A 23,931-nucleotide genomic window follows, 5' to 3' on the forward strand; every position below is an offset into this window, starting at 1 on the left:
TTATATAAAATAGTAAAAAAGGTGAGCAATAGCTCGCCTTTTTTACCTTCTAATATCATAACGTAACATAGCAATTCCATCTGTGACAGTGGACTCTACCAAGAGCAATTTCTTTTCTTCCAAAAGTGAGGCGAAAAGTGGAATACCGTCACCCAAAATAGTAGGAATAATCCCAATAATAAGGTGATCAATCACTCCCGCCTCTAAACAGTCCTGAACCAGACTTGCTCCACCAAACAACCAAATATCTCCACCTTCTCTAGAACGAAGTTCCATAATCTCCCCAATGATGTCCCTTACGAAACGCACATTACCATAGTCCGTCTGCTCGGTATGACTCGCAACGATAAATTGCTTTTCCTGATATCCTTCAATCATTTCCAACGGACAATCTTCTAATGATTTTCTCCCCATCACAACTGTATCACAGCTGTTAAAGAATTTTTGATTATCAAACTGTAAGACTGTATCGTATTTATCGGTACCATGTCCTTCAATCCAATCGTAGCTTCCGTCCTTACGTGCAATAAATCCATCTAAACTCATTGCAATATTTAACACCAATCGTCTCACAATTAACCTCATTTCATACCTTAGTGACAAACTATTATACCAGTCATTCTTCCTATTCTCAACCAAAAGTCCCTATAACTCCTCTTCCTTTGAATAGGACAATTATTCATTTCCTGTACAGCAAAGAACATGATAAAAAGGTCCAGTGGACCTTTTTATTTAGATTTGATATAGTTGATACCGTCTGCTTTAGGAGCGACTGCTTTACCAAAGAAAGCAGACAGAGCAATAACAGTAATCAAATATGGTGCAATTTGAAGATAAACCGTTGGAATATCTTTCAATCCTGGTAATTGTCCACCCACTACTGCCAAACTTTGCGAAAGACCGAAGAATAGACTGGCAAGCATAGCACCAATTGGATTCCACTTACCGAAAATTACAGCTGCTAGAGCGATGAAACCTGAACCTACGATTGTTGTTGCAGAGAAGTTGATATTCACTGATTGAGCACTTACAGCTCCACCAACACCACCAAGGAAACCAGCAATCAACACACCTGCATAACGCATAGCGTAGACATTGATTCCCAAAGTATCTGCTGCCTGCGGATGTTCACCTACTGAACGAAGGCGCAAACCGAACTTGGTTTTATAAAGGATGAACCAAGCAAGAAATGCTGTTGCAATAGCTACATAACCCATCAAGCTTGTATTTTTGAAGAAAATTTCACCAATGATTGGAATATCTGCCAAGATAGGGAATGAAAATTTACCAAATGATTCAGTAATACTATCAGTTTGCCCCTTATTATAGATAACCTTGACTAGGAAAACTCCCAATGCTGGAGCCAAAAGGTTCAACACCGTACCTGATACAACGTGGTCTGCACGGAAATTAATCGTCGCCATCGCATGAATGGCGGCAAAGACAACACCAGCAAGACCTCCTACAATAACAGCTAATAATGGAGTAGCATTACCAAATGTCCCTGCAAATTCGATATTGAAAACAACACCAGCAAAGGCACCGATAACCATGATTCCTTCTAGACCAACGTTTACAATACCACCGCGTTCAGAGAAAACTCCTCCAAGACTGGTAAAGATTAAGGGTGCTGAATAAATCAACATTTGCGAAATGAGTAAGGCAAGAATTGAAACATTCATCTTATTTCGCTCCTTTCGCTTTATTTCTAGATTTTAATAATTGTTCAAAAATAAATTTCACACCGATAAAGAAAATGATTGATGCCGTAACAACGTTGATCAATTCAGGTGGAATCTGTGCACGTACCATACCTGGGGCACCGACAGAAAGAACACCGAATAGAAAGGCAGCCAATGGGATACCTAACGGTGAATTAGAAGCTAAAAGCGCTACTGACATACCATTAAAACCAATATCCAAGTTACCGCTTTGGATATAAACGTTTTGGAAAGTACCCAAACCTTGGATAGCTCCCCCAAGACCCGCAAGAGCACCTGAAATAATCATAGATAGAATAATCGTACGTTTAGCAGACATACCTGCATAATCCGATGCTGTTGGGTTAAGCCCCACTGAGCGAATCTCAAAACCAAGAGTCGTTTTGGTCAATAGGAACCAAATCACAAAAACTGCAATAATGGCAAAGAAAATACCAATATTCATACGTGAGTTATCTGTCAATGCACGGAGCCACTCTGTTTGGTAAGAGGCATTTGCTGACACGTTAACTGTCGAGTCTGTATTCTTCATCAAACTATCTGCAAATACATCACGAATGATATAGTTACATGAATAGAGTAAGATGTAGTTCATCATAATCGTAACGATAACTTCACTTGTTCCCAAATAGGCACGTAGAATACCTGGAATAGCTCCAGCAATACCGCCTGCCAACATGGCAATTAAGACTGTTCCCAAAATCAAAACTGGGCGTGGTAAGTCAGGATTTGCCAAGGCAAACCATCCAGCAAAAACCCAACCAACATAGGCCTGACCAGACAAACCAACGTTGAAGAAACCTGCACGACTAGCTACTGCGAAACCGAGAGCAGTGAAAACAAGTGGTGCCATTGCACGGAAAATTTCACCAATTGATTTGATATTACCAAAAGCTGAATAGAATAACTCTTCATAGCCCCAAATTGGATCGTAGCCAAAAACAAGCATGACAATCGCTCCAAGTAGGATACCGCTGACCACAGCCATTAATGGAAGGGCCAAATTCTTATATTTATTAAGCATGTTCTTCTCCCTTCTCAATATGTCCACCTGCCATCAAGACACCTAACTCTTGTTTATTGGTCTTAGCAGGTTCAACAATACCATGGATGACACCATCATGGATAACAGCAATTCTATCTGATACATCCAAAATTTCATCCAATTCGAAGCTGACAACAAGAACAGCTTTACCCTTATCACGTTCTGCAATAAGACGCTTACGAATATACTCAATAGCACCAACGTCCAAACCGCGTGTTGGTTGGCTAACAATGAAAAGGTCTGGGTTGCGATCGATTTCACGCGCGATGATAGCTTTTTGCTGGTTACCGCCTGAAAGAGCCTTGATTGGGACGAGTTCACTTGTCCCACGAACGTCAAATTCTTCCATTAACGCGCGTGCTTTTTCATTAATGATATTATAGTTCAAGATACCATTTTTTGAAATCGGTTCTTTATAGTAAGTTTGAAGCGCAAAGTTCTCAGCAACAGTCATCGGAAGAACGAGTCCATCGCGATGACGATCTTCGGGAACGTGGCTCACTTGCATTTCTGTAATTTTACGTGGAGTTTTACCAACTACTTCCTCACCTTTGATAGTGATTGAGCCAGATTTTACCTTACGTAAACCAGTTATTGCCTGAATCAACTCACTTTGACCATTTCCGTCGATACCAGCAATACCAACAACCTCACCTGCTCGAACATCAAGCGACAAGCCTTTAACTGCTGGAATACCACGGTTTTCATTGACAACCAAATCCTTAATTGACAAAATGACTTCTTTAGGATTTGCTTCAACTTTCTCTGTTTTAAAGGAAACGGAACGTCCAACCATCCACTCAGCCAAATCTTGGTTTGTTGCTCCCTCAACGGCAACTGTTTCGATTGATTTACCTCGACGAATAACTGTTACACTATCGGCAACTGCACGAATTTCATCCAATTTGTGCGTAATCAAAATAATAGATTTACCCTCTTCAACCAAGGCTTTCATAATTTTCAAGAGCTCTGCAATTTCCGCAGGGGTCAATACAGCTGTCGGCTCATCAAAAATTAAAAGGTCTGCTCCACGGTAAAGTGTTTTAAGGATTTCTACACGTTGCTGTGCACCCACAGAAATATCTGCAACCTTTGCAGTTGGATCAACTTCAAGACCATACTTAGCAGAAAGTTCTTTAATTTCTGCGATAGCTTTTTTAAGGTCAATCACGCCACCTTTGGTGGTTTCAGAACCAAGAATGATGTTCTCAGCAACTGTGAAAGCATCAACCAACATAAAGTGTTGGTGCACCATACCAATACCCAATTGGGCTGCTTTGGATGGAGAGTCAATCTTCACGGATTGACCGTTGATAACAATTTCACCGCTTGTAGGTTCCAACAAGCCAGCAAGCATGTTCATCAGAGTAGATTTACCCGCACCATTCTCACCAAGAAGGGCATGGATTTCACCACGTCTGACATTCAAATTGATGTGGTCATTTGCTACAAATTCCCCAAATATCTTAGTGATATTGTGCATTTCAATGACATAATCCTTAGTCATAATCTATTATCCTTTCTGACTATAGCCTTCTGAAAATTCTTCAGTACTACTTTGAGTACTTAAAAACTCTTCATCAACTATACCATTTTTGTCAGTAAAACCTACCATAGCTAATAGGCTTTACTGACAAAAATCTCAGCCCGAAAACGGCGCCCCGTCGGGTCGCCGAATCGGAATTGTCGAAAAGAAATTCATTAAGGTTTTTCAGGAACTTCTACTTTGCCATCCAAAATTGCTTGTTTAGCATCTGCAACTGCTTTAGAAGCATCTTCTGAAAGGTTAGTTTCTGCCAATTCAACACCTTTATCTTTCAATGAGAATTGAAGTACTTGACCGCCAGGGAAATCACCTGCAGCTGCCTTAGTTGCAATATCTTTAACCGAAGTACCAACTTGTTTCAATGTTGAAGCCAATACAAAGTTAGAAGACTTACCATCTTTAGAAGTGTATGTACCTTCTGCTGATTGGTCACGGTCAACACCGATTACCCAAACTTTATCTGCTTCATTACGAGTTTCGTTTTCTGCTTTAGCAGCTGCAAATACACCGTTACCAGTACCACCAGAAGCGTGGAAAATAACATCTGCACCTGCAGCATATTGAGCAGCTGCAAGAGTTTGACCTTTAGCAGCATCACCAAATGAACCTGCATAGTCAACTGTAATCTTGATGTCTTTGTTTACAGACTTAGCACCAGCAACGAAACCAGCTTCAAAGCGATCGATGATAACACCTTCCATACCACCGATGAAACCTACGTGATTTGTTTTAGTTGATTTAGCTGCAGCAACACCAGCAAGATATGATGCTTCATGGTCTGCGAAACCTACGCTAACTACATTGTCTTGATCTGGAACAACACTATCCACGATTACATAGTGTGTATTAGGATTATTTGGTGCAACCTCAGCAATCGCACTCTCCAAGGCAAAACCAATACCGAATACAAGATTGTAACCACCAGCAACAGCTGAATCAAGGTTTGTGATATAATCTGATTCACTAGCTGATTGGAAGTAATCGTAGCCATTACCTTTGGAAAGACTAGCTGCTTTACCCCACTCTTGAAGACCTTCCCAAGCAGATTGGTTAAATGAACGGTCATCAACACCACCAATGTCAGTAACGATAGCAGCTTTCACAGATGTGTCCGCTGATGAAGATGCTTCTGAGCTACTGCTTTTTGAAGCACGGTTACCACATGCAGCCAAAGATACAGCCGCAACAGCTGCTAGACCCAGTCCAACAAGTTTCTTGTTCATTTCTGAACCCTCCTAAAAATCTTTTTGCAACTACATTGTTGCAGAGTAATATTGCTACAGTCAAATGACTGTCATACAGACTACGTTAAGTCTGTAAAGGAATATGGAAGTAATTCCCCGACTGTCATCTCGACTGTCGATTTATCTTTAGCGACCAAGGTCACTTTTAAATCCTTATCAAAAAATTCTGCCATAACTTGGCGACAAGCTCCACAAGGAGATATTGGCTTTTCTGTTTCACCATAAATAATGATTTCAGAAAAATCTTTCACACCTTCAGAAATAGCCTTGAAAATAGCTGTCCTCTCAGCGCAATTGGTCAAACCAAAGCTTGCATTTTCAATGTTTACACCCGTAAATATTTCCCCTGTCTTAGCTACAAGAACTGCACTAACTGGAAACTTTGAGTACGGTACGTATGCTTTTTGACTGTTTTTTACAGCTAATTCAATTAAATCAATAGTCTCCATCCGCCTGTGCTCCATTCATGATTGCCACGCCTGATGACGCACCAATACGAGACGCTCCTGCTTCGATAAAAGCAATAGCATCTTCATACGAACGTGCACCACCAGAAGCCTTCACTCCCATGTCAGGACCTACTGTTTTTCTCATCAAGGCAACATCCGCTACTGTAGCACCACCTGTAGAAAATCCTGTAGATGTTTTAACATAGTCCGCACCAGCTTCTTGAGATAATTGACACCCCTTCACTTTCTCATCATCAGTAAGGAGACACGCTTCGATGATAACTTTGACTAGTTTATCACCACTTGCTGCTACAACAGCTTTAATATCCTCCAAAACCAAATCGTAATTTCCAGTTTTCAGAGCACCGATATTGATAACCATGTCAATCTCATCTGCTCCATTTGAAATTGCATCTTTTGTTTCGAACGCTTTTACAGCAGGTGTGTTTGCTCCGAGAGGGAAACCAATAACCGTACAAACTTTTACATCACTATCTTTCAAGCTTTCAGCTGCTAAAGCAACCCAAGTTGGGTTAACACAGACACTTGCAAAATCATATTCTTTTGCTTCTGCTAAAATTTTTTCAACCTGCTCTTGTGTTGTCTCAGGTTTCAAGATTGTATGGTCAATATATTTATTCAATTTCATAGCTTTCTCCGTACATTAAGAAATAATCTCGATGATTTCTTTCGTTTTTACACTTTCTTTATCTATTTTAACATTTTTTTGGAAATTTGTAAGCATGTTTTCCAAAATATTTTCATTGGCATAAATCGTTGCGATTTGTTCGCCTTTAGAAACAGCTTCCCCCACTTTCTTATGGAAAACAATACCCGTTTCATAATCTAAATTGTCAGTTTTGACTGCACGACCTGCACCCAGTTTCATTGCAAAGAGACCAAATTCCAAAGCAGGAAGTCCCACAATATAGCCATCCTCTTCCGCAAGAACTGGAACTTGCTGTGTAACCTGAACTGGGCGATATAAATCTTCTAAGTCACCACCTTGAGCACGGACCATCTCTTCAAATTTCTTCAATGCTGCACCATTGTCAATATGTTGACGTACTTCTTCAATGCTTTTCTCAACATTAGCAAGCCCCAACATAATTTGGGCTAATTCACAGATAAATTCGGTAACATCTTCTCGACCTTTACCCTGTAAAATTTCAATAGCCTCTAAAATTTCCAAACGATTTCCAATCGAAGTTCCAACTGGTTGAGACATGTCAGTTAAAACAGCAACTGTCTTACGACCAACCGCTTTCCCAAGATCCACCATAGTTTGAGCTAGAACCCGTGCTTCTTCAACAGTCTTCATGAAGGCACCTTCTCCCACCGTGACATCTAGAAGAATCGCATCCGCACCTGCGGCAATTTTCTTAGACATTACTGAGCTGGCAATCAGCGGAATAATGTCAACGGTTGCTGTCACGTCACGAAGGGCATAGAGTAGTTTATCAGCTTTGACAAGATTATCTGACTGACCAATAACTGCAACACCAGTATCTTGAACTTGCTTGATGAAATCTGCTTGACTAACTTCAATCTGGTATCCTTTGATTGACTCTAACTTATCCAAGGTTCCACCAGTATGACCAAGCCCACGACCGCTCATCTTTGCAACTGGAATATCAAAACTTGCTACCAATGGCGCTAAGATGAGTGTGACCTTATCTCCGACACCACCTGTAGAATGCTTATCTACCTTGATGCCTGGAATTGCAGACAAATCAATCTGTTCACCCGTTGCAACCATGGACATCGTCAAATCAGAAATCTCACGCGTTGACATCCCTTTAAAATAAATCGCCATCGCTAAGGCTGACATTTGATAATCCGGTACTGTCCCAGCTACATATCCATCAATCAACCATTTGATTTCTTCAGACGATAGTTCTAAGCCATCACGCTTTTTTTGAATTAAATCAACTGCTCTCATTCTTTCACACTTTCAAGGATGTAGTAACCCTTATCTTTCTTTATAATCTGGCAGTTGCCGAACACCTCTTCCATCTTAGCTTTAGCACTCGGTGCGCCTTGTTTCTTTTGAATGACAATGGACAAGGTTCCGTGTGCCTCTAAGCGTTGAAAAGCCCCAGCAATTACTTCATGTACAACCGATTTTCCGGCCCGAATAGGTGGATTTGAAACAATATGATTAAATGTTTCGTCCACATTCTCGTAGATATTTGATTGATAAATTTTAGCGATAACACCATTCCTCTCTGCATTTTTTGTAGCTAAATCCAAAGCTCTGCTATTAATATCAATCAGTGTTGTCTTGGTACTAAACACCTTAGCAAGTGTCAAACCAATTGGTCCATAACCACAGCCAACATCCAACACTGATGCCCCTTTTTCAAAATAAAGGTTTTTTAAAAGCACTTGACTACCATAATCAACCATCTTCTTGCTAAAAACACCTGCATCTGTCATGAAAGACATTGGGGTGTCTAGTAAGTTTACGTGGATTTCATGAATATCATGTGCTATTGTAGGATTTTTTTCGTAATACATATTGGACATGTACTTATTATAACATTTCCTAAAAACGTTTTCAAGAGTTTTTCTTACATGAAAAATATGATAAAATGAAATCGATATTGAAACGCTTACCTATAGGAAGAATTATGTATGAAAAATGAATTTTTAAATTTTGAACAAATTGACCGAGCCACTTGGCAACAACTACATCGTAAGACTACCATTCCACTTAGTCAAAGCGAACTAAATTCTATTAAAAGTTTTAACGACCGCATCCAATTACATGAGGTTTCTGACATCTATCTTCCTTTGGTTAATCTTATCCATATCTATCGGAAAGCACGCAAAGACCTAAATTTTACGAAGAGTTTATTTCTACAGAAGACTATCAAGCCACAACCATTTATCATTGGCGTTTCTGGAAGTGTTGCTGTCGGCAAATCAACAACTAGTAGATTGCTGCAAATTCTTATCGCTCGGACATTTAAATACGCCAAGGTTGAATTAGTAACAACAGATGGTTTTCTCCAGCCAAATGCGGTTTTAGAAGAACGGCAACTGTTAAATAAAAAGGGGTTTCCTGAGTCCTATGACATGGAGAAATTGATTGATTTCCTTGATAAGATAAAAAACGGCTACGACTGCCAAATCCCTGTCTATTCACATGAAATCTATGATATTATCCCCAACAAAACTCAGGAAATTAAGTCTCCAGATTTCTTGATTGTTGAAGGAATCAATGTATTTCAAAATCCACAAAACCAGCGCCTCTATGTCAGTGACTATTTTGACCTGTCTATATACGTTGACGCTGATGTGGAGCATATTGAAACCTGGTACTTGGAGCGATTCCAAAAATTATTGACATTGGCAAAAAATGACCCTAACAACTATTACCATCGTTTTACCCAGATGACGTACCCTGAAATTCTATCTATTGCCCAGAATACTTGGAAAAACATTAATCTAGCTAACTTAGAAAAATTCATTGAACCAACCAGAAACCGTGCTGATATTATTCTTCATAAGGCCGAAAACCATGAGATTGATAAAATTTATCTAAAAAAATAAATTTCACTTGTCAAAAATACTCTTTTCAGATATAATGGTATAGTTAGTACAAGAAAGGGTGGAGGTGAAACCATTGGCAAACATTAAATCAGCTATCAAACGCGCTGAATTGAACGTTAAACAAAACGAGAAAAACTCAGCACAAAAATCAGCTATGCGTACTGCAATCAAAGCATTTGAAGCTAACCCATCTGAAGAGCTTTTCCGTGCTGCTAGTTCAGCAATCGATAAAGCAGAAACTAAAGGTTTGATTCACAAAAACAAAGCAAGCCGCGATAAAGCACGTCTTGCATCAAAACTTGCTTAATTAAAAAAGAAACCTTTGGGTTTCCTTTTTTTTATTTTTTCCATCATAAGGATGCGGGACAAAGTGGATCAGTTTTCCCTCGATGAGTAACATCATTAACTCGTCAACCGTAAAGCCCTCACTAAGATTATACACCTAGTGAGGGCTTTATGTTCGTTTTCATTATTCTGTGGGTGAGGCGGAGCCATCATGGATGTCTTTCCCACTCCCTATTTTTTATTATTAGGGAAGAACACGCTCCTGGAGATTCAAACTAATTCCTTAAAACCAATCTGCCAGTTCAAATGTATAGGTTTGGTCATTATAATAGTACTGATACTCTCCTACATCGCCCAAAGCCTGAAAAATAGCATTATTTTCAGTAGAGGCCAATGTAATCATTTGTTGCATTGCTTCTGCTGTTCCGAATTGCAAGACTACTTTATCCGTACCTTGTAGTCGCTGGTCAGTGATGGACTGTAAAACTGCAGCTTCATCAAAGCTTGTGAAATAAACTCCCTTTTGAACATAGTAATTCAATGAATTATCTGTACACTTTGGATAGGTCAATGCTCTAGGTTCGTAATATTGTTCTTCTCCCCAGTAGTCGAGTAGGTCGGTATCAGCAATTCTACTTCTCTCTAATATTTCATCAGGGACACATAGATAATCGTATGAAATATCTGTATGCGCTTCTCCACTTATAGCTTGATCAAAAACTGGATCTCCCCAAGTCGTATCGACACCATAGTATTGTCCATTTATCTTGACTAGATTCCAAGCATGCCCAAACTCACCGTTTTGCCCATTTTTTGCAATCCCTGTGACATAGATACAATCAATGCCTGCTTTTTTACATAGATATTGGAAGGTGCGACTATAGCCAGCACAAACGGATTTCTTATCTAATAGCACACTGGTAATTCCTTGGCTTCTCCACGTGACAGAGTTGGTTTGTAGGGCTCCAAGGTCGTAATCCGTTTGCTTTATAATCACCTCGTAAAAATATTTAACCTTCTCATAGTCCGACCCTGTCGGTGCCTGAGCAAGTATCTTATTCACTTCCTCTTCTATTTTATTTCGTGTCGGAGATAAATCAGTCGGATACACTGGCTCTTCTAAATCCAATATATCAACTCCGCCACTCATTGCTGCTTCATCAGTTAGCCAGTAAAATTCTGGATAATCATGAGCGACAGAAAAATAGACGCGCGAATATATTTCATCATTAACAGAATCAATATCGATCACTTGCATCCGCTTGCTGAGCCCATTAACAAATTGGAGATAGACACGACGTTCCTTATCAGTATCCAATTGTTGGTAGTAGAAATTTCCTTGAACCTCTTCTTTTAATGCTGTTAATTCTGCTTCTAGTTGCTTTTTTTCTTTAGAAAATTCAATTTTAGCTGCTTCCAAACGTTCACTCAGCTCTTGTCCTCCTCCTGAACAAGCAGAAAGGACTGTCGCTGATAATAATATGGTTAAAACGCCACGAGAAACTTTCCTCATATTTACCTCCATTCTTGTTTAAGTATAACATAATCAGGAGACTTCTGACGAACTACACAAAACAAAAAGGGAGTGGAAAGAATTCAATAGATCGAAAAAGAATTCCCCTCACTTCCAAACATTTAGGTTCGATTTTCTATGGTCACTTTCTTATTTTTAGGTGACCAGCTGAAACAGTTCCCCAAACCTTTGGAGGCTGGAGATAGAGCGAACAGAGTTCGCTACAAAACTACCTGGGAGACAGTTGGAAGTTGGAAATTGGAAATAGAGCGAACTTTGAGAAGAAAGGCTGGATTTTTTACCCAACCTCTAATCTTGATGAATGGTTAGTTATTTGGGTAAACGTACCTCAAAAATAGTTCCTTTCGGTTGGTTATCTCTCACAGAAATCTCACCATCTAGATTCTTAATAATTTGTTGAGCTAAAGATAAACCTAAACCAAATCCACCTTTTTGACGTGTTCTAGCCTTGTCAACTCGGTAAAAGCGATCAAAGATTTTCTTTTTATCGACATCGCTGATTCCCAAACCATTGTCAATAACTGTAAAACAAACTAGTTTGTCCTTGATATTAGCTGCTATTTGAATTGTCCCATCATCATCGGTATACTTCATAGCGTTGTCAAACAAAATGGTGAGCAACTGTTTAATCAAAACCTTGTCTGTTCGAATTGGCTGATGAATCAAATTATTAACTGTTAGAGTTTTTCCATTTTCTTCGGCAATCATAAGGTAATTAGCAAAGATTTCATCAAAATAGTTGGGTTGGACATCGATCATATCGACTTTTAAGCCATCATCACGACGAGCCAAATTGAGCAAGTTCGTTGTTAATAGTCGCATATTTCGAACTTCTTCTAAACTAGATCCGATGCTTTCACTACTTTCCAAAATAGTTGTCTCGGGATGACGAAATAGACTTTCCAGGCGATTTTGAAGAACTGCCAACGGTGTGCGTAACTCATGACTAGCATTTTCAACGAAGTCTTTTTGTTTTTGATAACTAATTAGGATTGGACGCATGCTAAGATTCGATAGGTAAATACTTGCTAGTATAGAAATCAACCAAGCTGATACCATAACAATAGCAACTGTCGATTCATAGCTCTCAATGGAAGATTTAATTTGGCTGACATTCACCAAAATTGTCGCATATTTTATATCATAGGACGAATAATAACCTAGTTCATCTGTAGCCAGCCCAATCGTTATATAGCGATAATCTTCAGACATACCAAAACTTGATTCAACCGTAGTTTCCTTAATTTCACCCAATTTTTCCTTGTCTAATGATAGGTCGGCCAAACCAGTAAAAGTATCTGGATTAATCATCTCTCCACTTTTACTATAGAGTAAAACATGAGTATTGGCACCTAATCTCAGCTGATCTCCAGCTCTAGTATTTTTTTGATTTTTAGGAACAGGCATGCTATCTGAACTAGAGCTCGTAGTTTCTTCACCAGTTGGACTATCTTGAAGGATAAATACAGAATTGGGCTCATAGGTTCTTGCGATTGCAAAACCAACAGCCAGCGCTGGTTCTTTCTTAATGCGTTTCAAGGTGTTATCTGAATTTTGGTACATAGTTGAACGCATTAATTGAAAAATGATGGCTGTCATTAAACCAAAAATCAGAGTAAATACTGCAAAATAACGGATAAAGAAAGAAAATTTATCCGTGTACATTAATTTTTTAAATCGCTTAGGCATTTTTTAGAATGTATCCGACACTACGCAGGGTTTGAAGATTTTCCCCAAAAGTCGTTCCTTTCAACTTTTTCCTAATTTTAGAAACATATACTTCTACTACTGAAATTGTAGTATCACTGTCAAAGCCCCAAATACGGTCAAAAATTTGTGTTTTTGGCAAAATAACATTTTGATTTTGCAAGAAATAAACTAGTAGATCAAATTCTTTTCCTAACAGTTCAACTTCTTCGCCATTTACCATCGTCATATTTGTAGATAGGTCAACTGTCACATCTCCAAAGGTTAGTGTGTTTTCATTAAACTTACCCGCTCGTTTTAATAGAGCTTGAATTCGCATCTTCAATTCTTCTAAATAAAACGGTTTTGTCAAATAGTCATCAGCCCCCAATTCAAAACCATGGCCTTTATCCTCTAGACTTTCCTTGGCTGTTGTAATCAGAACTGGTGTCGTAACCCCCTTTTCACGTAACTCTTTCAAGACTTGAAAGCCGTCTTTTTCAGGTAACATTAAATCCAAAAGAATCAAATCATAAACGCCTGTTTCCGCCTCATAAACGCCCTCTTCACCATCAAAAACCTGCATAACATCCGCAAAATCATCTAAGAAATCGAAAACAGAATTTGATAGACTTAAATCATCTTCCACTAACAATATTTTAATCATCATACACTTCCTTACGTTTCGGTTTAATAAACAAACCAAAGACCTGGGACAGGTCACGGTCTTTAAGAGAAATGGTTAGATAAAGTACTACTATGACCATCTGAAAAATGAATGATAAGGTAGTCTTTATCTAACTATTTATTGATACGAGTTCATTATATCATGGAATAAGTAAAAATCGAAATCTCAATATTTATTGATTAGAAGAACTACTATCTCCTGAAATTTGAGCTTTAATTTCTTGATTCCTCTTTTTTAAAGCATTCACTTCATCAGAAGAAGTACTCGAGTTTGACTGAGTTGCTCCACTTGTCGCATCAGGAGGAGTTATACCTTGTCCCGGTGATATATCTTGTGTAGCTCCTCCCTGACCTGGTAGCATGCCTTGGGTAGCTACTTGTCCACTCTTAGCTACGGAACCATTTTGCGCCAAAGTTACCTGACTTTGTGTTGAAACTCCTGCTGAGCTTTTAGAAATACTCATTCCCCCTGCAAAGCCCAAGATAGCAACTGAAATAGCAACAGTAGCTAGTACTGTTTTTGACTGTGACTTAAATTGATTAATAAATGACATGAAATTCCCCTTTTCAATAGAATATTATCAGAATGAGACCTGTTAAATAACTCCTCTTCACCTGATGATAATAGTATAGTATTGAAAACTTAAAACAAGCTAAAGAAATTCAGCATTTTTTATAAAAGTCCATTACACAAAAACATACTAAGATTAGTAGTGAGGAAATCTCCGACGAGAGAAAGTACTCACTACTTTTTCCTTATGATAAAGTAGAGGTGTCTTGTTAAGTCGAGGGTGCTTTTGACGCTAGACGTCGCAACAAAAACTGGCAAGACACCTGTTTTAGAAAGAATGTTATCAAAGTATGTGGGACGCCAGACGTCGAGTATTGAAAATGACATCGCTAAAACAAGGAATCATTCAAGACAACATGCGAGTAGTTTTTGGGATTGATGTGAGTAAGGCAAGTTCAGAAGTGGCCATTCTAGTCAATGGTGAGAAAGTTCATGGCTATACCATATCCAATGACGCCATCGGCTTTGCTCGGATACTTGGCGATTTGAGAACCGTCCATAAGCCAGAAATCATCTTTGAAGCAACAGGTGTCTATTCTCGCCGTCTCCAAACTTTTCTAGATGATAATGGCTATGCTTATACACGGCTTAATCCCTTAGAAGCTAAGAAGCAACTGGATAGCTTGCGTGTGCGGAAAACAGATCAAATTGACGCTGAAAAACTGGCTCAATCTCAATTTGTGCTGAATCGTAAACCCACTTATGTCCAAGAAGAAGTCTACCAAAACTTGCGGGATCTCAGCCGTTTCTATCAGAATCTGACCGAGGATATTGTTCGAGCTAAAAACCGCCTGCACAAGGTCTTACAGGTCACTTTCCCTGAATTGGAAAATATCTTATCGACACCATCTGGCGAACAATACTGGAACTTAGTTATAGCTTTTCCTTGTAAGGACTGCGTACTTGAGTTAAGCAATGATGAACTCTCAAAGAGCATCCGTCTGTCCACTTCAAAACGGATTTCTGACAAGCGTGTGGCTTACTTAGCAGAAAAGCTTATAGCACTAGCTAATCAATCTTATTGTGCCGTCAAGAAAACCTCTCCAATACTGGAAGAGGTCCGTTACTATGCAAAAGAATTGCTTAGACTTTATGAACAGAGACAAGCTGTCTTAGACGAAATGGTGGAACTAGCTCAGCCATTACCTGAATATGACATTCTGCTCTCTATTCCTGGAATAGCTGAGACTACTGCAACAAGTATTATTGGTGAACTGGGAGATATTCGCCGTTTTCAGTATGCCAACCAAATCAATGCCTTTATCGGTATTGACCTGAGACACTATGAATCTGGTAACTTCCTCGCTAAGGAACACATTACCAAGCGTGGCAATCCCTACGCTAGAAAGATTCTGTTCAAGTGTATCCACAATATCGCTTCAGCCAGTCATACCAATCCTTGCCATATCGCAGACTTTTATGAGAAACGAAAAAGACAATCGCAAACGACTTCAACGAAGCCGCACACGATTGCCTCCATACATCGTCTCATTCGGACAATGTATTACCTCATTATGCATAACAAACTTTACGATTACGCTTCAACCCAAAATCGGTAAAACTGTTTATGCTCTATCATTGTAACACCTTATCAAAAAATTTCAACATAAGGTGTTGGTTTTGTATGCACTTTTTACACTAAAATGTAGTCCAAAATAAAACAATTTCCTTATTTTGATTACGAGATACAAAATATTTTTCGTCAAATACCTTGATGAACTTGACAAATGGTAGAAAAGAAGCCCTCTCGGACTTCTGAATTACAACTCTGTAATATCACCTGTGCGTAGATAAACAACCCACTCACAAATATTTTTAGCATAATCACCGACACGTTCCAAGTAGGTTAAAACTTGGTAATAGTCGCGACCAGCAACCAAGGATTCTGGATTCTTCTTGATTTCTTCCGTTGTCAATTCTTGAATAGTTGAATAGAATTCATTGACAACCTCATCACGTGCTGCTACTTCATAAGCGCGCTCCATATCAGCATCACCTAAGTAGAGTTCCAAAGTTTCTTCTACTAATTGACGAACTTCACGTCCCATTTTCTTGATTTCTTCTTCAACAACTGGGATGCGAACTTCTCCCTTCATACGGATAGCTGCTTTAGCAACTGAGACTGCATGGTCTCCCATACGCTCCAAATCACTAGTTGCTTTTAAGACTGTGATAACGCGACGAAGATCTGTTGAGACAGGTTGTTGGAGAGCAATGATTTCAAGTGATTTTTTCTCTAATTTCACTTCGAAAGCATTAATTTTCTTATCTGCTTCAATAACTTCTTTTGCTAATTCACGATCATGAATTGTAAAGGCACGAACAGCATTATTAATCTGAGCCAATACTTCATTTCCCATGGCGTAAAATTGGTTATGAAGTTTTCCTAATTCCTCTTCAAATTGAGCTCTTAACATGTGAACCTCTTTCTTTTTCTTATAGGCCTTAGCCGAACTTACCTGTAATATAGTCTTCTGTTTCTTTATTGGCAGGATTCAAGAACATTTCTTTTGTCAAATTGTATTCTATCAAATCGCCATCAAGGAAGAAACCTGTTCGATCTGAAATACGTGATGCCTGTTGCATAGAACGTGTTACTAGCACCATTGTATACTTATCTTTCAGACCATAAAGTGTGTCCTCAATTTTACCAGCTGAGATCGGGTCAAGGGCTGAAGTTGGCTCATCCAACAAAATAATTTTGGGGCTTGTTGCCAATACACGGGCCACACATACACGTTGCTGCTGACCACCTGAAAGTCCAACTGCTGAGTCATGCAAGCGATCTTTCACTTCATTCCAAATAGAAGCACCAATCAAGGAACGCTCAACTGCTTCGTCCAAGACCTGCTTGTCCTTGATACCGTTAATACGTAAACCATAAACGACATTCTCGTAGATAGACATCGGGAATGGGTTTGGTTGTTGGAATACCATACCGATTTCCTTACGAAGATCAACAGTATCCGTACGAGGACTGTATATGTTCTTTCCGTTGTAATCAATCGCACCTGTCAATGTTACCTCTGGGTTTAAATCTCCCATACGGTTAATAGAACGCAAGAGGGTTGACTTACCAGAACCAGAGGGTCCAATCAAAGCAGTAATTTCATTTGGATAGAAATCGATTGACACATTATTCAAGGCTTTTTTCTTGTTATAGTAAACAGACAAATCTTTTACTTGTAAAATAGGTGATGTCATTTGTTTCCTTTCTATCCAAAATGTCCTGAAACGTAGTCACTAGTTGACTTGAGTTTTGCATTCTGGAAGACATTTGCTGTCTTATCATATTCAATCAAGTCACCCAGATAGAAGAAAGCTGTGTAATCACTTGCACGAGCTGCTTGTTGCATATTGTGCGTAACAATGATAATGGTGTAGTCCTTCTTCAATTCAAACATAGTTTCTTCTAACTGCATAGTCGCAATTGGATCCAAGGCTGATGCAGGCTCATCCATAAGCAAGATTTGTGGTTTTACAGAGATAGCTCGTGCAATACACAAACGCTGTTGCTGTCCACCTGATAAGGTAAAGGCTGACTTGTGCAAGTCATCTTTTACCTGATCCCAAAGGGCTGCTTGTTTCAGAGAAGTTTCAACAATCTCATCCAAAACCTGCTTATCTTTCACACCTGCACGTTCATGTGCGAATGTGATGTTGCGATAAATCGATTTTGCAAATGGGTTGGGACGTTGGAATACCATTCCGATATGCTTACGAATTTCGTAAACGTTCATATCTGGTCTATTGATGTCGATTCCTTCATAAAGAATTTGACCGGTTACCTTAGCAATATCAATAGTATCATTCATACGATTAAGACTGCGAAGATAGGTTGATTTCCCACACCCTGATGGTCCAATCAAGGCTGTAATTTTATTTTTTTCGAACTGCATATCAATGCCCTTGATTGCTTCATTTTTACCATAGTAAACATGAACATCTTTTGTCGAAAGGGCGATATTCTCCTCTGGAAAAGTAATGATATGGCGTTCATTCCAGTTGTAATCTGCCATTTTTTCTCCTTATAAGTCAGACTTCTAGGCTGCTGAAGTCAGTTTCGCATGAAGTTTCTTACCAATATAACGTGCAGAAAGGTTGAAAATCAAGATGAAGACCAAGAGAATCGCTGCTGAACCAGCAGAAACTTGGGTTGCATCTGGAATTGTACCTTCGCTGTTTACCTTCCAGATATGAACCGCAAGGGTTTCTGATTGACGGAAGATAGAAATCGGACTAGTAACACTCAATGGATTCCAGTTTGACCAGTCAAGAGCTGGAGCTGACTGACCAGCCGTGTAGATAAGAGCTGCTGCCTCACCGAAGATACGACCAGATGCCAAGACGATACCTGTTACAATCCCTGGAAGTGCTTCTGGAATAACAACATGGAGAACAGTTTCCCAACGTGATAGACCAAGAGCCAATCCTGCTTCACGTTGTGTATGGTGAACGTGACGAAGGCTGTCCTCTACGTTACGTGTCATCTGTGGTAAGTTGAAGACTGTAAGAGCCAAGGCACCTGATAAGATAGAAAAACCGTACTCAAACTGAACAACGAAAATCAAGTAACCAAACAAACCAACGACAACGGAAGGTAGGGATGACAAAATCTCAATACAGGTACGGATAAAGTTAGTCAATGGACCTTTTTTAGCATATTCAGCCAAATAAATACCTGCACCGGTTGACAAGGGAACAGAAATTAAGAGCGTTACAACCAATAGGAAGAATGAGTTGTAGAGCTGAATTCCAATACCACCACCAGCTTTGTAAGACGAAGATTTACTTGTCAAAAAATCCCAGCTTACATGTGGCAGACCACGTAGCAAGATGTAAAGAATCAGTGACGTCAAGATAACGACAATCACACCAGCGATTGAGTAAAGAATACCAGTCGCCAATTTATCAAATTTTTTAGCGTGCATAGTTTTTCTTACCCTCTCTCGTAATAAATTTCATAATCATGTTAAAGATAAGGCTCATCAAGAGCAAGACTAGGGCCAAGGACCATAGGACGTTGTTCTGAACAGTTCCCATAACTGTATTACCGATACCCATTGTCAAAACAGAAGTCAAAGTCGCTGCTGGCGTTGTCAAGGAAGTCGGGATAACCGCAGAGTTCCCCACTACCATCTGAATAGCCAAGGCTTCACCAAAGGCACGCGCCATACCAAAGATAACGGCCGTAAAAATACCTGGCTTAGCCGCGTTCAAAATAACACGCCAAATCGTCTGCCAACGAGTGGCTCCCATAGCCAAACTTGCTTCGCGGTAGTGACGAGGTACTGCACGTAAACTGTCAACCGTCATAAAGGTTACTGTTGGCAAAATCATAACGAAAAGTACAAATACACCCGACAAGATACCGAAACCTGTTCCACCGAAGATTGAACGTACAAATGGCACAACTACTTGCAAACCAATGAAACCGTATACAACCGATGGAATACCAACCAAAAGTTCGATAACAGGTTGTAAGATTTTTGCACCACGTTTTGGTGATATTTCTGTCATGAAGACCGCTGCACCGATTGCGATAGGGGTCGCAACAACAGCTGACAGAATCGTAACAATGAAAGAACCTGAAATCATTGGCAGGGCACCAAATATTTTCGAGCTTGGTTCCCACTTGCTTCCAAATAAGAAATCAGTGATGCTCACACCGTCAACAAAGAAAGTCGATAATCCACGCTGTGCAACGAAAATCAAAATCATTGCAACAATAAAGACAATCAATGATAGACAAAGGAATGTAATTACCTTACCAAACTTCTCTAATCGAGAATTTTTAGATGGAGACGATAACTCTTTTGCTAGTTGTTCGTTTTTCATGCTTACTCCTTCTCAGTCACCGTGCCATCAGCACTTTTCACAACTTTCATATCGTTGATAGAAATGTATCCCATACTTTCAACGATACCATTTTGAACTTCATCTGACATCATGTAATCTAAAAATTCTTCTGTCAAATCAGTCGCTTTTCCCATCGTATACATATGCTCATAGGACCAAATTGGCCAATCATTTGTTGCTACATTTTCAGCAGTTGGTTCAAAACCGTTTAACTTAATTGTTTTAACGGAATCATCTAGATAAGCAAATGATAGGTAGGAAATTGCACCTGGTGTCTGAGCAACAATAGATTTTACCATACCGTTAGAATCTTGTTCTTGACTCTGAGTTGCGGTTTGTCCATCCATGATAACACTATCAAAGGTCGCACGTGAACCTGAACTAGCTGCACGGTTAATGATTGAAATTTCCAAATCCTTACCGCCCAGCTCTTTCCAGTTGGTAATCTCACCTGTAAAAATTTTACGCAGATCTTCTGTAGTAATATCTTTAACCGATACCTGCTCATTTACAATAACGGCCAAACCAGCTACTGCTACTTGATGGTCAACAAGTTTACTTGCATCAATACCATCTTTTTCCTCAGCAAATACGTCAGAGTTACCAATCTGAACAGCTCCAGACTGAACTTGTGACAAGCCAGTACCTGACCCTCCCCCCTGAACGTTGATGGATTTACCGATATTGACACTACCAAATTCATCTGCCGCTGCCTCAACAAGTGGTTGAAGCGCCGTCGAACCTACGGCTGTAATAGACTCTCCTCGATCGATCCAAGAAGAACAACCAGAAAGAGCCATACTACTCAAAAGAAACAAAGCTGCAATTCCAAGCTTCTGCTTTTTTTTCATTTCATTTTTTCCTTTACATTTTTCAGTGGAATCTCCTAAAATTAACTCTGTATTTTACATAGAATTTACAAGATATTTCCACTCATCCACTATATCATATAAAAAGACAAGTTGCAAAAAAAATTTGCTGATTTATTTTAAAATCTCAACCCTTTTGGAAAGCCGTTTTTAAGCGTTCCAGATACAATTTTTGCGAAACTAAGACCGTTCCCCTGGACTGCTACCTGATACCAGCCATTAGCTAAATCCTTGGACACAGCTATGGTATGTCCTGCAGTATAGGACGAGAATTCTTCTAAGCTGATTTCCACTCGATTTTCAACCTCCGAACTATGGAGTGCTAGACCTAAAGCAAAACTTGGTTCAAATCTTTTTTTCTTATACGTCCCCAAGTGAAGACCATTTCGAGCAATCTTTACTTTTGACAAATCAGGAAGGCCGTGTGGCAGTAGGTAGAGATTGTCGCCAAAAACCTGCAGTAAACCATCCAATTGAACCCTTAAATGCTTCTGTTCAAATTCTTTCCAGAGAGATTGTTGTTCTCTATTCAAATTAGATTTTCCTGGTTTTAATTTTTTCTGACTGGCTTCCCCTAGAAATCTAAATTTGGCAACGAACTGACCTTCTCCTGCAAAATGGTGGGGATACATACGAGCAACTTCTGTATATCCGATTCCTTCTACCATTCCATTGATTTTAGGAATGTCTATTAGTTCCAAATCATACTGTTCTAAGAGCCAAGTCACTACTTCTTCATTTTCCTCTGGTGACCAAGTGCAAGTAGAATAAATCAATTGACCATCTGGAGCCAACATGTTCAAGGCCGATTCTAAAATTTCACGCTGTAAGCTTGCACATTGTGCTGGATAATGTTTGGACCAATATTGAATCGCATCGGGGTATTTTCGAAACATCCCTTCACCTGAACAGGGAGCGTCTAGGACAATCATATCGAAATATCCTGGAAAGACCTTTTCCAAGCGGTCTGCTGATTCATTTGTTACAACAACATTCCTCGCTCCGAAACGCTCAATATTTTCAGCCAATATCCTTGCTCGTTTGTTAGAAATTTCATTACTAACCAAGAGCCCCGTATTTTCTAAGTATGAAAGCAAGTGAGTAGACTTTCCTCCTGGCGCTGCTGCCAAGTCCAATACTTTCATCCCTTTTTTCGGTGCTGCAATCTGACCTACAACCTGTGCAGCTGGCTCTTGTGAGTAGACTAAGCCAGTTACATGTTCTGGAGATTTCCCTGAGACCTTACCATAGTATGACCAAGTCATATTAGGGATTGGTTGCTCAAAGTCCAATTGGCTTTCTTTAAGAGGATTTGTGCGAAATCCTGAGATTGGGTCTTGTTCAAAACTCTCAAAAAATGCTTGGGCTTCACTACCAAGCAAATGATTATATTTATCTATAAAATCCTGTGGTAATTGCATTAGAATATATACCCCTTCACTTCCTCAAGATGGGATTCTGATACTAGCATGACAAACTCTCGCTTATCATAGGCCAGACTCGGACCCTCAAAACTTAACATGACTAAGCCTAAAGAGGAACCAATAATACTGGCTGCTGCGTAGTCCCATGGACACAGATAAGAAGCATAGGCAAATAATCTTCCTTCCAGAACGTGGGCGAAACCAATTCCAGCACTTCCTACAGATCTTGTACCTAAACTTTGATTTGCTAATTCTGCCACTCCATGTGCATTGCCTGCGTACAACTTTGCATTGATTCCTATCAAACTCTGGCGAAGAGGGCGCAGCTCTGGTTTCTTTAAGCGTTCTTGATTGCAAAAAACAGGGAATGAATCTCCTCCATGGAAAAGTTTGTCTCGCATGACATCATAGATGATACCGAACTTTCCTACTCCATTTTCAAAATAGGCAATCATAATGGCAAAATCAGTTTTCTGAGCAATAAAATTTGTGGTGCCATCAATTGGATCAATAACCCAAACATTTCCCTCATGAATAGAAGAAACGTCCCCACCTTCCTCGCCTAAAATCCCATCACCTTGATAGCGAGATTGAATCTGTTGAGTCAACATTTCTTGCACTTGTTTATCAAGGTGTGTTACCAAGTCTGTAAAGTCACCTTTTTCTTCAATCTGAAGATCATCATGTAAATGCTGTCGGAGAAAATTTCCAGCTTCCAGGACAATCGTTTGGGCAAAGTGATACTTAGTTTCCAAAACAAATAACTCCTTTCCCTTTATCTCGAGCAGCCTTAACAACTCGATAGGTTGAATAACCAGAAACTGCTTCAAAGTCACGATCAATTTGACGTTCCTGTCCCTTACTTTTAACAACATCTTTGAAGCTTTTATAACTAGCTAATATAGCTACCGCATCTGCTCCTTTTTCATAAGCTGCCTCCACCTGATTCAAAAAAGAAAGCACGGAGGAAATCTCCTCTGTGCTCCACGAAAAATCAAGTGGATATGAATAATTTTTGTTCATATCTTTTATCTTTCTTATCCTATTTCTGCTCTCAATGTAGCATTTTTTAGTTCTTGTTTGCGATACTTCCGCGGAAGAAATGCACGAATTTCATCTTCGTTAAAACCAATCTGCATCCGCTTCTCATCCAAAATAATCGGACGCCGTAAGAGACTCGGATAGGTTTCGATTAACCCAATAAGCTGCTTCACAGAAAGCTCATCAACATCAATATCTAGTTTCTGAAAAACTTTTGAACGGGTAGAAATCAAGTCATCTGTCCCATTTTCTGTCAATGCTAAAATGTTCTTTAATTCCTCAGCAGTTAGAGGGCTAGTCATAATATTGTGCTCAATAAAAGGGACTTCGTGACTTGTCAGCCAAGCACGAGCTTTACGACAACTGGTACAACTCGGTGACAAAAATAAAGTAATCATGTCTTCCATCCCCT

26 protein-coding genes are annotated in these 23,931 nt (G+C 39.5%); 3 read left to right on the forward strand and 23 right to left on the reverse strand.

Going from position 1 to position 23,931, the window contains the following annotated elements:
• Nucleotides 1-42: 42 nt before the first annotated feature.
• The 9 genes from YYK_RS04640 to YYK_RS04680 form a co-directional block, all read right to left on the reverse strand.
• Nucleotides 43-573, reverse strand: coding sequence for a dihydrofolate reductase family protein (locus YYK_RS04640; RefSeq protein ID WP_014735790.1), 531 nt, complete (start codon nucleotides 571-573; stop codon nucleotides 43-45).
• A 155-nt stretch (nucleotides 574-728) separates the two neighbouring features.
• Nucleotides 729-1,682 (reverse strand): ABC transporter permease, encoded by a 954-nt coding sequence (locus YYK_RS04645; protein WP_012775589.1) that lies wholly within the window; start codon nucleotides 1,680-1,682, stop codon nucleotides 729-731.
• Between the two features lies 1 nt (nucleotide 1,683).
• On the reverse strand, nucleotides 1,684-2,745 hold the full coding sequence (locus YYK_RS04650; protein WP_002935270.1) for an ABC transporter permease: 1,062 nt from the start codon (nucleotides 2,743-2,745) through the stop codon (nucleotides 1,684-1,686).
• A complete protein-coding gene (locus YYK_RS04655; protein ID WP_014735788.1) occupies nucleotides 2,738-4,273 on the reverse strand; it encodes an ABC transporter ATP-binding protein in 1,536 nt (511 codons plus the stop codon). Before YYK_RS04655 ends, YYK_RS04650 begins: the two co-directional genes overlap by 8 nt.
• A gap of 194 nt (nucleotides 4,274-4,467) precedes the next feature.
• A complete protein-coding gene (locus YYK_RS04660) occupies nucleotides 4,468-5,535 on the reverse strand; it encodes a BMP family lipoprotein (protein WP_002935274.1) in 1,068 nt (355 codons plus the stop codon).
• An 80-nt stretch (nucleotides 5,536-5,615) separates the two neighbouring features.
• Entirely contained in the window at nucleotides 5,616-6,005 is a 390-nt protein-coding gene (locus YYK_RS04665; RefSeq protein WP_002940839.1) for a cytidine deaminase, read from the reverse strand.
• Nucleotides 5,992-6,654, reverse strand: a complete 663-nt coding sequence (deoC, locus tag YYK_RS04670; protein WP_014735787.1) for a deoxyribose-phosphate aldolase — start codon at nucleotides 6,652-6,654, stop codon at nucleotides 5,992-5,994. Before deoC ends, YYK_RS04665 begins: the two co-directional genes overlap by 14 nt.
• A gap of 15 nt (nucleotides 6,655-6,669) precedes the next feature.
• Nucleotides 6,670-7,947 (reverse strand): pyrimidine-nucleoside phosphorylase, encoded by a 1,278-nt coding sequence (locus YYK_RS04675; protein WP_014735786.1) that lies wholly within the window; start codon nucleotides 7,945-7,947, stop codon nucleotides 6,670-6,672.
• Entirely contained in the window at nucleotides 7,944-8,534 is a 591-nt protein-coding gene (locus tag YYK_RS04680; RefSeq protein ID WP_012027067.1) for a class I SAM-dependent methyltransferase, read from the reverse strand. The genes YYK_RS04675 and YYK_RS04680 overlap by 4 nt, the downstream gene beginning before the upstream one ends.
• A 108-nt stretch (nucleotides 8,535-8,642) precedes the next feature.
• Here YYK_RS04680 and coaA point away from each other — a divergent pair, with 108 nt between their 5' ends.
• Nucleotides 8,643-9,563: a type I pantothenate kinase gene (gene coaA / locus YYK_RS04685; RefSeq protein ID WP_012027068.1), complete on the forward strand. Its 921-nt coding sequence runs from the start codon at nucleotides 8,643-8,645 to the stop codon at nucleotides 9,561-9,563.
• 58 nt (nucleotides 9,564-9,621) lie between these two features.
• Entirely contained in the window at nucleotides 9,622-9,870 is a 249-nt protein-coding gene (gene rpsT, locus YYK_RS04690) for a 30S ribosomal protein S20 (RefSeq protein ID WP_012027069.1), read from the forward strand.
• Between the two features lie 261 nt (nucleotides 9,871-10,131).
• Here rpsT and YYK_RS04695 read toward each other — a convergent pair whose 3' ends face one another.
• The 4 genes from YYK_RS04695 to YYK_RS04715 form a co-directional block, all read right to left on the reverse strand.
• Nucleotides 10,132-11,361 (reverse strand): transglutaminase domain-containing protein, encoded by a 1,230-nt coding sequence (locus YYK_RS04695; protein WP_014735785.1) that lies wholly within the window; start codon nucleotides 11,359-11,361, stop codon nucleotides 10,132-10,134.
• Between the two features lie 330 nt (nucleotides 11,362-11,691).
• Nucleotides 11,692-13,071 carry a sensor histidine kinase gene (locus tag YYK_RS04705; protein WP_012775588.1) on the reverse strand — a complete coding sequence of 460 codons (1,380 nt, stop codon included), beginning with the start codon at nucleotides 13,069-13,071 and terminating at the stop codon, nucleotides 11,692-11,694.
• Entirely contained in the window at nucleotides 13,064-13,735 is a 672-nt protein-coding gene (locus YYK_RS04710) for a response regulator transcription factor (protein WP_009909965.1), read from the reverse strand. The genes YYK_RS04705 and YYK_RS04710 overlap by 8 nt, the downstream gene beginning before the upstream one ends.
• 193 nt (nucleotides 13,736-13,928) lie before the next feature.
• Complete coding sequence (locus YYK_RS04715; RefSeq protein WP_012027076.1) at nucleotides 13,929-14,309, reverse strand: hypothetical protein; 381 nt, start codon at nucleotides 14,307-14,309, stop codon at nucleotides 13,929-13,931.
• Between the two features lie 373 nt (nucleotides 14,310-14,682).
• Between YYK_RS04715 and YYK_RS04720 the strand changes: the two genes are divergently transcribed.
• Nucleotides 14,683-15,885, forward strand: coding sequence for an IS110 family RNA-guided transposase (locus tag YYK_RS04720; protein WP_014917250.1), 1,203 nt, complete (start codon nucleotides 14,683-14,685; stop codon nucleotides 15,883-15,885).
• A gap of 201 nt (nucleotides 15,886-16,086) precedes the next feature.
• Here the strand turns inward: YYK_RS04720 and phoU are convergent, their stop codons facing one another.
• From phoU to YYK_RS04770, 10 genes are all read right to left on the reverse strand, one after another.
• Complete coding sequence (phoU, locus tag YYK_RS04725; RefSeq protein WP_012028219.1) at nucleotides 16,087-16,743, reverse strand: phosphate signaling complex protein PhoU; 657 nt, start codon at nucleotides 16,741-16,743, stop codon at nucleotides 16,087-16,089.
• Between the two features lie 28 nt (nucleotides 16,744-16,771).
• Nucleotides 16,772-17,530 carry a phosphate ABC transporter ATP-binding protein PstB gene (gene pstB, locus YYK_RS04730; RefSeq protein WP_002937614.1) on the reverse strand — a complete coding sequence of 253 codons (759 nt, stop codon included), beginning with the start codon at nucleotides 17,528-17,530 and terminating at the stop codon, nucleotides 16,772-16,774.
• 11 nt (nucleotides 17,531-17,541) lie between these two features.
• Entirely contained in the window at nucleotides 17,542-18,345 is an 804-nt protein-coding gene (gene pstB / locus YYK_RS04735; protein ID WP_002940866.1) for a phosphate ABC transporter ATP-binding protein PstB, read from the reverse strand.
• Between the two features lie 24 nt (nucleotides 18,346-18,369).
• Complete coding sequence (gene pstA, locus YYK_RS04740; protein ID WP_002937616.1) at nucleotides 18,370-19,257, reverse strand: phosphate ABC transporter permease PstA; 888 nt, start codon at nucleotides 19,255-19,257, stop codon at nucleotides 18,370-18,372.
• A complete protein-coding gene (pstC, locus tag YYK_RS04745) occupies nucleotides 19,247-20,164 on the reverse strand; it encodes a phosphate ABC transporter permease subunit PstC (protein WP_002937619.1) in 918 nt (305 codons plus the stop codon). Before pstC ends, pstA begins: the two co-directional genes overlap by 11 nt.
• Nucleotides 20,165-20,166: 2 nt before the next feature.
• Complete coding sequence (locus tag YYK_RS04750) at nucleotides 20,167-21,036, reverse strand: phosphate ABC transporter substrate-binding protein PstS family protein (protein WP_012775159.1); 870 nt, start codon at nucleotides 21,034-21,036, stop codon at nucleotides 20,167-20,169.
• Between the two features lie 137 nt (nucleotides 21,037-21,173).
• On the reverse strand, nucleotides 21,174-22,475 hold the full coding sequence (locus YYK_RS04755) for an RsmF rRNA methyltransferase first C-terminal domain-containing protein (RefSeq protein WP_012775160.1): 1,302 nt from the start codon (nucleotides 22,473-22,475) through the stop codon (nucleotides 21,174-21,176).
• The gene (locus YYK_RS04760; RefSeq protein ID WP_012775161.1) at nucleotides 22,475-23,233 is read right to left on the reverse strand and encodes an inositol monophosphatase family protein; all 759 of its coding nucleotides are present in this window, start codon (nucleotides 23,231-23,233) and stop codon (nucleotides 22,475-22,477) included. Before YYK_RS04760 ends, YYK_RS04755 begins: the two co-directional genes overlap by 1 nt.
• Nucleotides 23,223-23,501: a UPF0223 family protein gene (locus YYK_RS04765; RefSeq protein ID WP_012027086.1), complete on the reverse strand. Its 279-nt coding sequence runs from the start codon at nucleotides 23,499-23,501 to the stop codon at nucleotides 23,223-23,225. The genes YYK_RS04760 and YYK_RS04765 overlap by 11 nt, the downstream gene beginning before the upstream one ends.
• 14 nt (nucleotides 23,502-23,515) lie before the next feature.
• Nucleotides 23,516-23,917, reverse strand: a complete 402-nt coding sequence (locus YYK_RS04770; RefSeq protein ID WP_009909989.1) for a Spx/MgsR family RNA polymerase-binding regulatory protein — start codon at nucleotides 23,915-23,917, stop codon at nucleotides 23,516-23,518.
• Nucleotides 23,918-23,931 lie beyond the last annotated feature (14 nt).

The organism is Streptococcus suis S735 (assembly GCF_000294495.1).
Lineage (GTDB): Bacteria > Bacillota > Bacilli > Lactobacillales > Streptococcaceae > Streptococcus > Streptococcus suis.

Bases quoted from the DNA above. Each gene is read 5' to 3' on its own strand.
- YYK_RS04645 (WP_012775589.1), bottom strand. From the start codon at position 1,682: ATGAATGTTTCAATTCTTGCCTTACTCATTTCGCAAATGTTGATTTAT.
- YYK_RS04650 (WP_002935270.1), bottom strand. From the start codon at position 2,745: ATGCTTAATAAATATAAGAATTTGGCCCTTCCATTAATGGCTGTGGTC.
- YYK_RS04655 (WP_014735788.1), bottom strand. From the start codon at position 4,273: ATGACTAAGGATTATGTCATTGAAATGCACAATATCACTAAGATATTT.
- YYK_RS04660 (WP_002935274.1), bottom strand. From the start codon at position 5,535: ATGAACAAGAAACTTGTTGGACTGGGTCTAGCAGCTGTTGCGGCTGTA.
- YYK_RS04665 (WP_002940839.1), bottom strand. From the start codon at position 6,005: ATGGAGACTATTGATTTAATTGAATTAGCTGTAAAAAACAGTCAAAAA.
- deoC (WP_014735787.1), bottom strand. From the start codon at position 6,654: ATGAAATTGAATAAATATATTGACCATACAATCTTGAAACCTGAGACA.
- YYK_RS04675 (WP_014735786.1), bottom strand. From the start codon at position 7,947: ATGAGAGCAGTTGATTTAATTCAAAAAAAGCGTGATGGCTTAGAACTA.
- YYK_RS04680 (WP_012027067.1), bottom strand. From the start codon at position 8,534: ATGTCCAATATGTATTACGAAAAAAATCCTACAATAGCACATGATATT.
- coaA (WP_012027068.1), top strand. From the start codon at position 8,643: ATGAAAAATGAATTTTTAAATTTTGAACAAATTGACCGAGCCACTTGG.
- YYK_RS04695 (WP_014735785.1), bottom strand. From the start codon at position 11,361: ATGAGGAAAGTTTCTCGTGGCGTTTTAACCATATTATTATCAGCGACA.
- YYK_RS04705 (WP_012775588.1), bottom strand. From the start codon at position 13,071: ATGCCTAAGCGATTTAAAAAATTAATGTACACGGATAAATTTTCTTTC.
- YYK_RS04710 (WP_009909965.1), bottom strand. From the start codon at position 13,735: ATGATTAAAATATTGTTAGTGGAAGATGATTTAAGTCTATCAAATTCT.
- YYK_RS04715 (WP_012027076.1), bottom strand. From the start codon at position 14,309: ATGTCATTTATTAATCAATTTAAGTCACAGTCAAAAACAGTACTAGCT.
- YYK_RS04720 (WP_014917250.1), top strand. From the start codon at position 14,683: ATGCGAGTAGTTTTTGGGATTGATGTGAGTAAGGCAAGTTCAGAAGTG.
- phoU (WP_012028219.1), bottom strand. From the start codon at position 16,743: ATGTTAAGAGCTCAATTTGAAGAGGAATTAGGAAAACTTCATAACCAA.
- pstB (WP_002937614.1), bottom strand. From the start codon at position 17,530: ATGACATCACCTATTTTACAAGTAAAAGATTTGTCTGTTTACTATAAC.
- pstB (WP_002940866.1), bottom strand. From the start codon at position 18,345: ATGGCAGATTACAACTGGAATGAACGCCATATCATTACTTTTCCAGAG.
- pstA (WP_002937616.1), bottom strand. From the start codon at position 19,257: ATGCACGCTAAAAAATTTGATAAATTGGCGACTGGTATTCTTTACTCA.
- pstC (WP_002937619.1), bottom strand. From the start codon at position 20,164: ATGAAAAACGAACAACTAGCAAAAGAGTTATCGTCTCCATCTAAAAAT.
- YYK_RS04750 (WP_012775159.1), bottom strand. From the start codon at position 21,036: ATGAAAAAAAAGCAGAAGCTTGGAATTGCAGCTTTGTTTCTTTTGAGT.
- YYK_RS04755 (WP_012775160.1), bottom strand. From the start codon at position 22,475: ATGCAATTACCACAGGATTTTATAGATAAATATAATCATTTGCTTGGT.
- YYK_RS04765 (WP_012027086.1), bottom strand. From the start codon at position 23,501: ATGAACAAAAATTATTCATATCCACTTGATTTTTCGTGGAGCACAGAG.
- YYK_RS04770 (WP_009909989.1), bottom strand. From the start codon at position 23,917: ATGATTACTTTATTTTTGTCACCGAGTTGTACCAGTTGTCGTAAAGCT.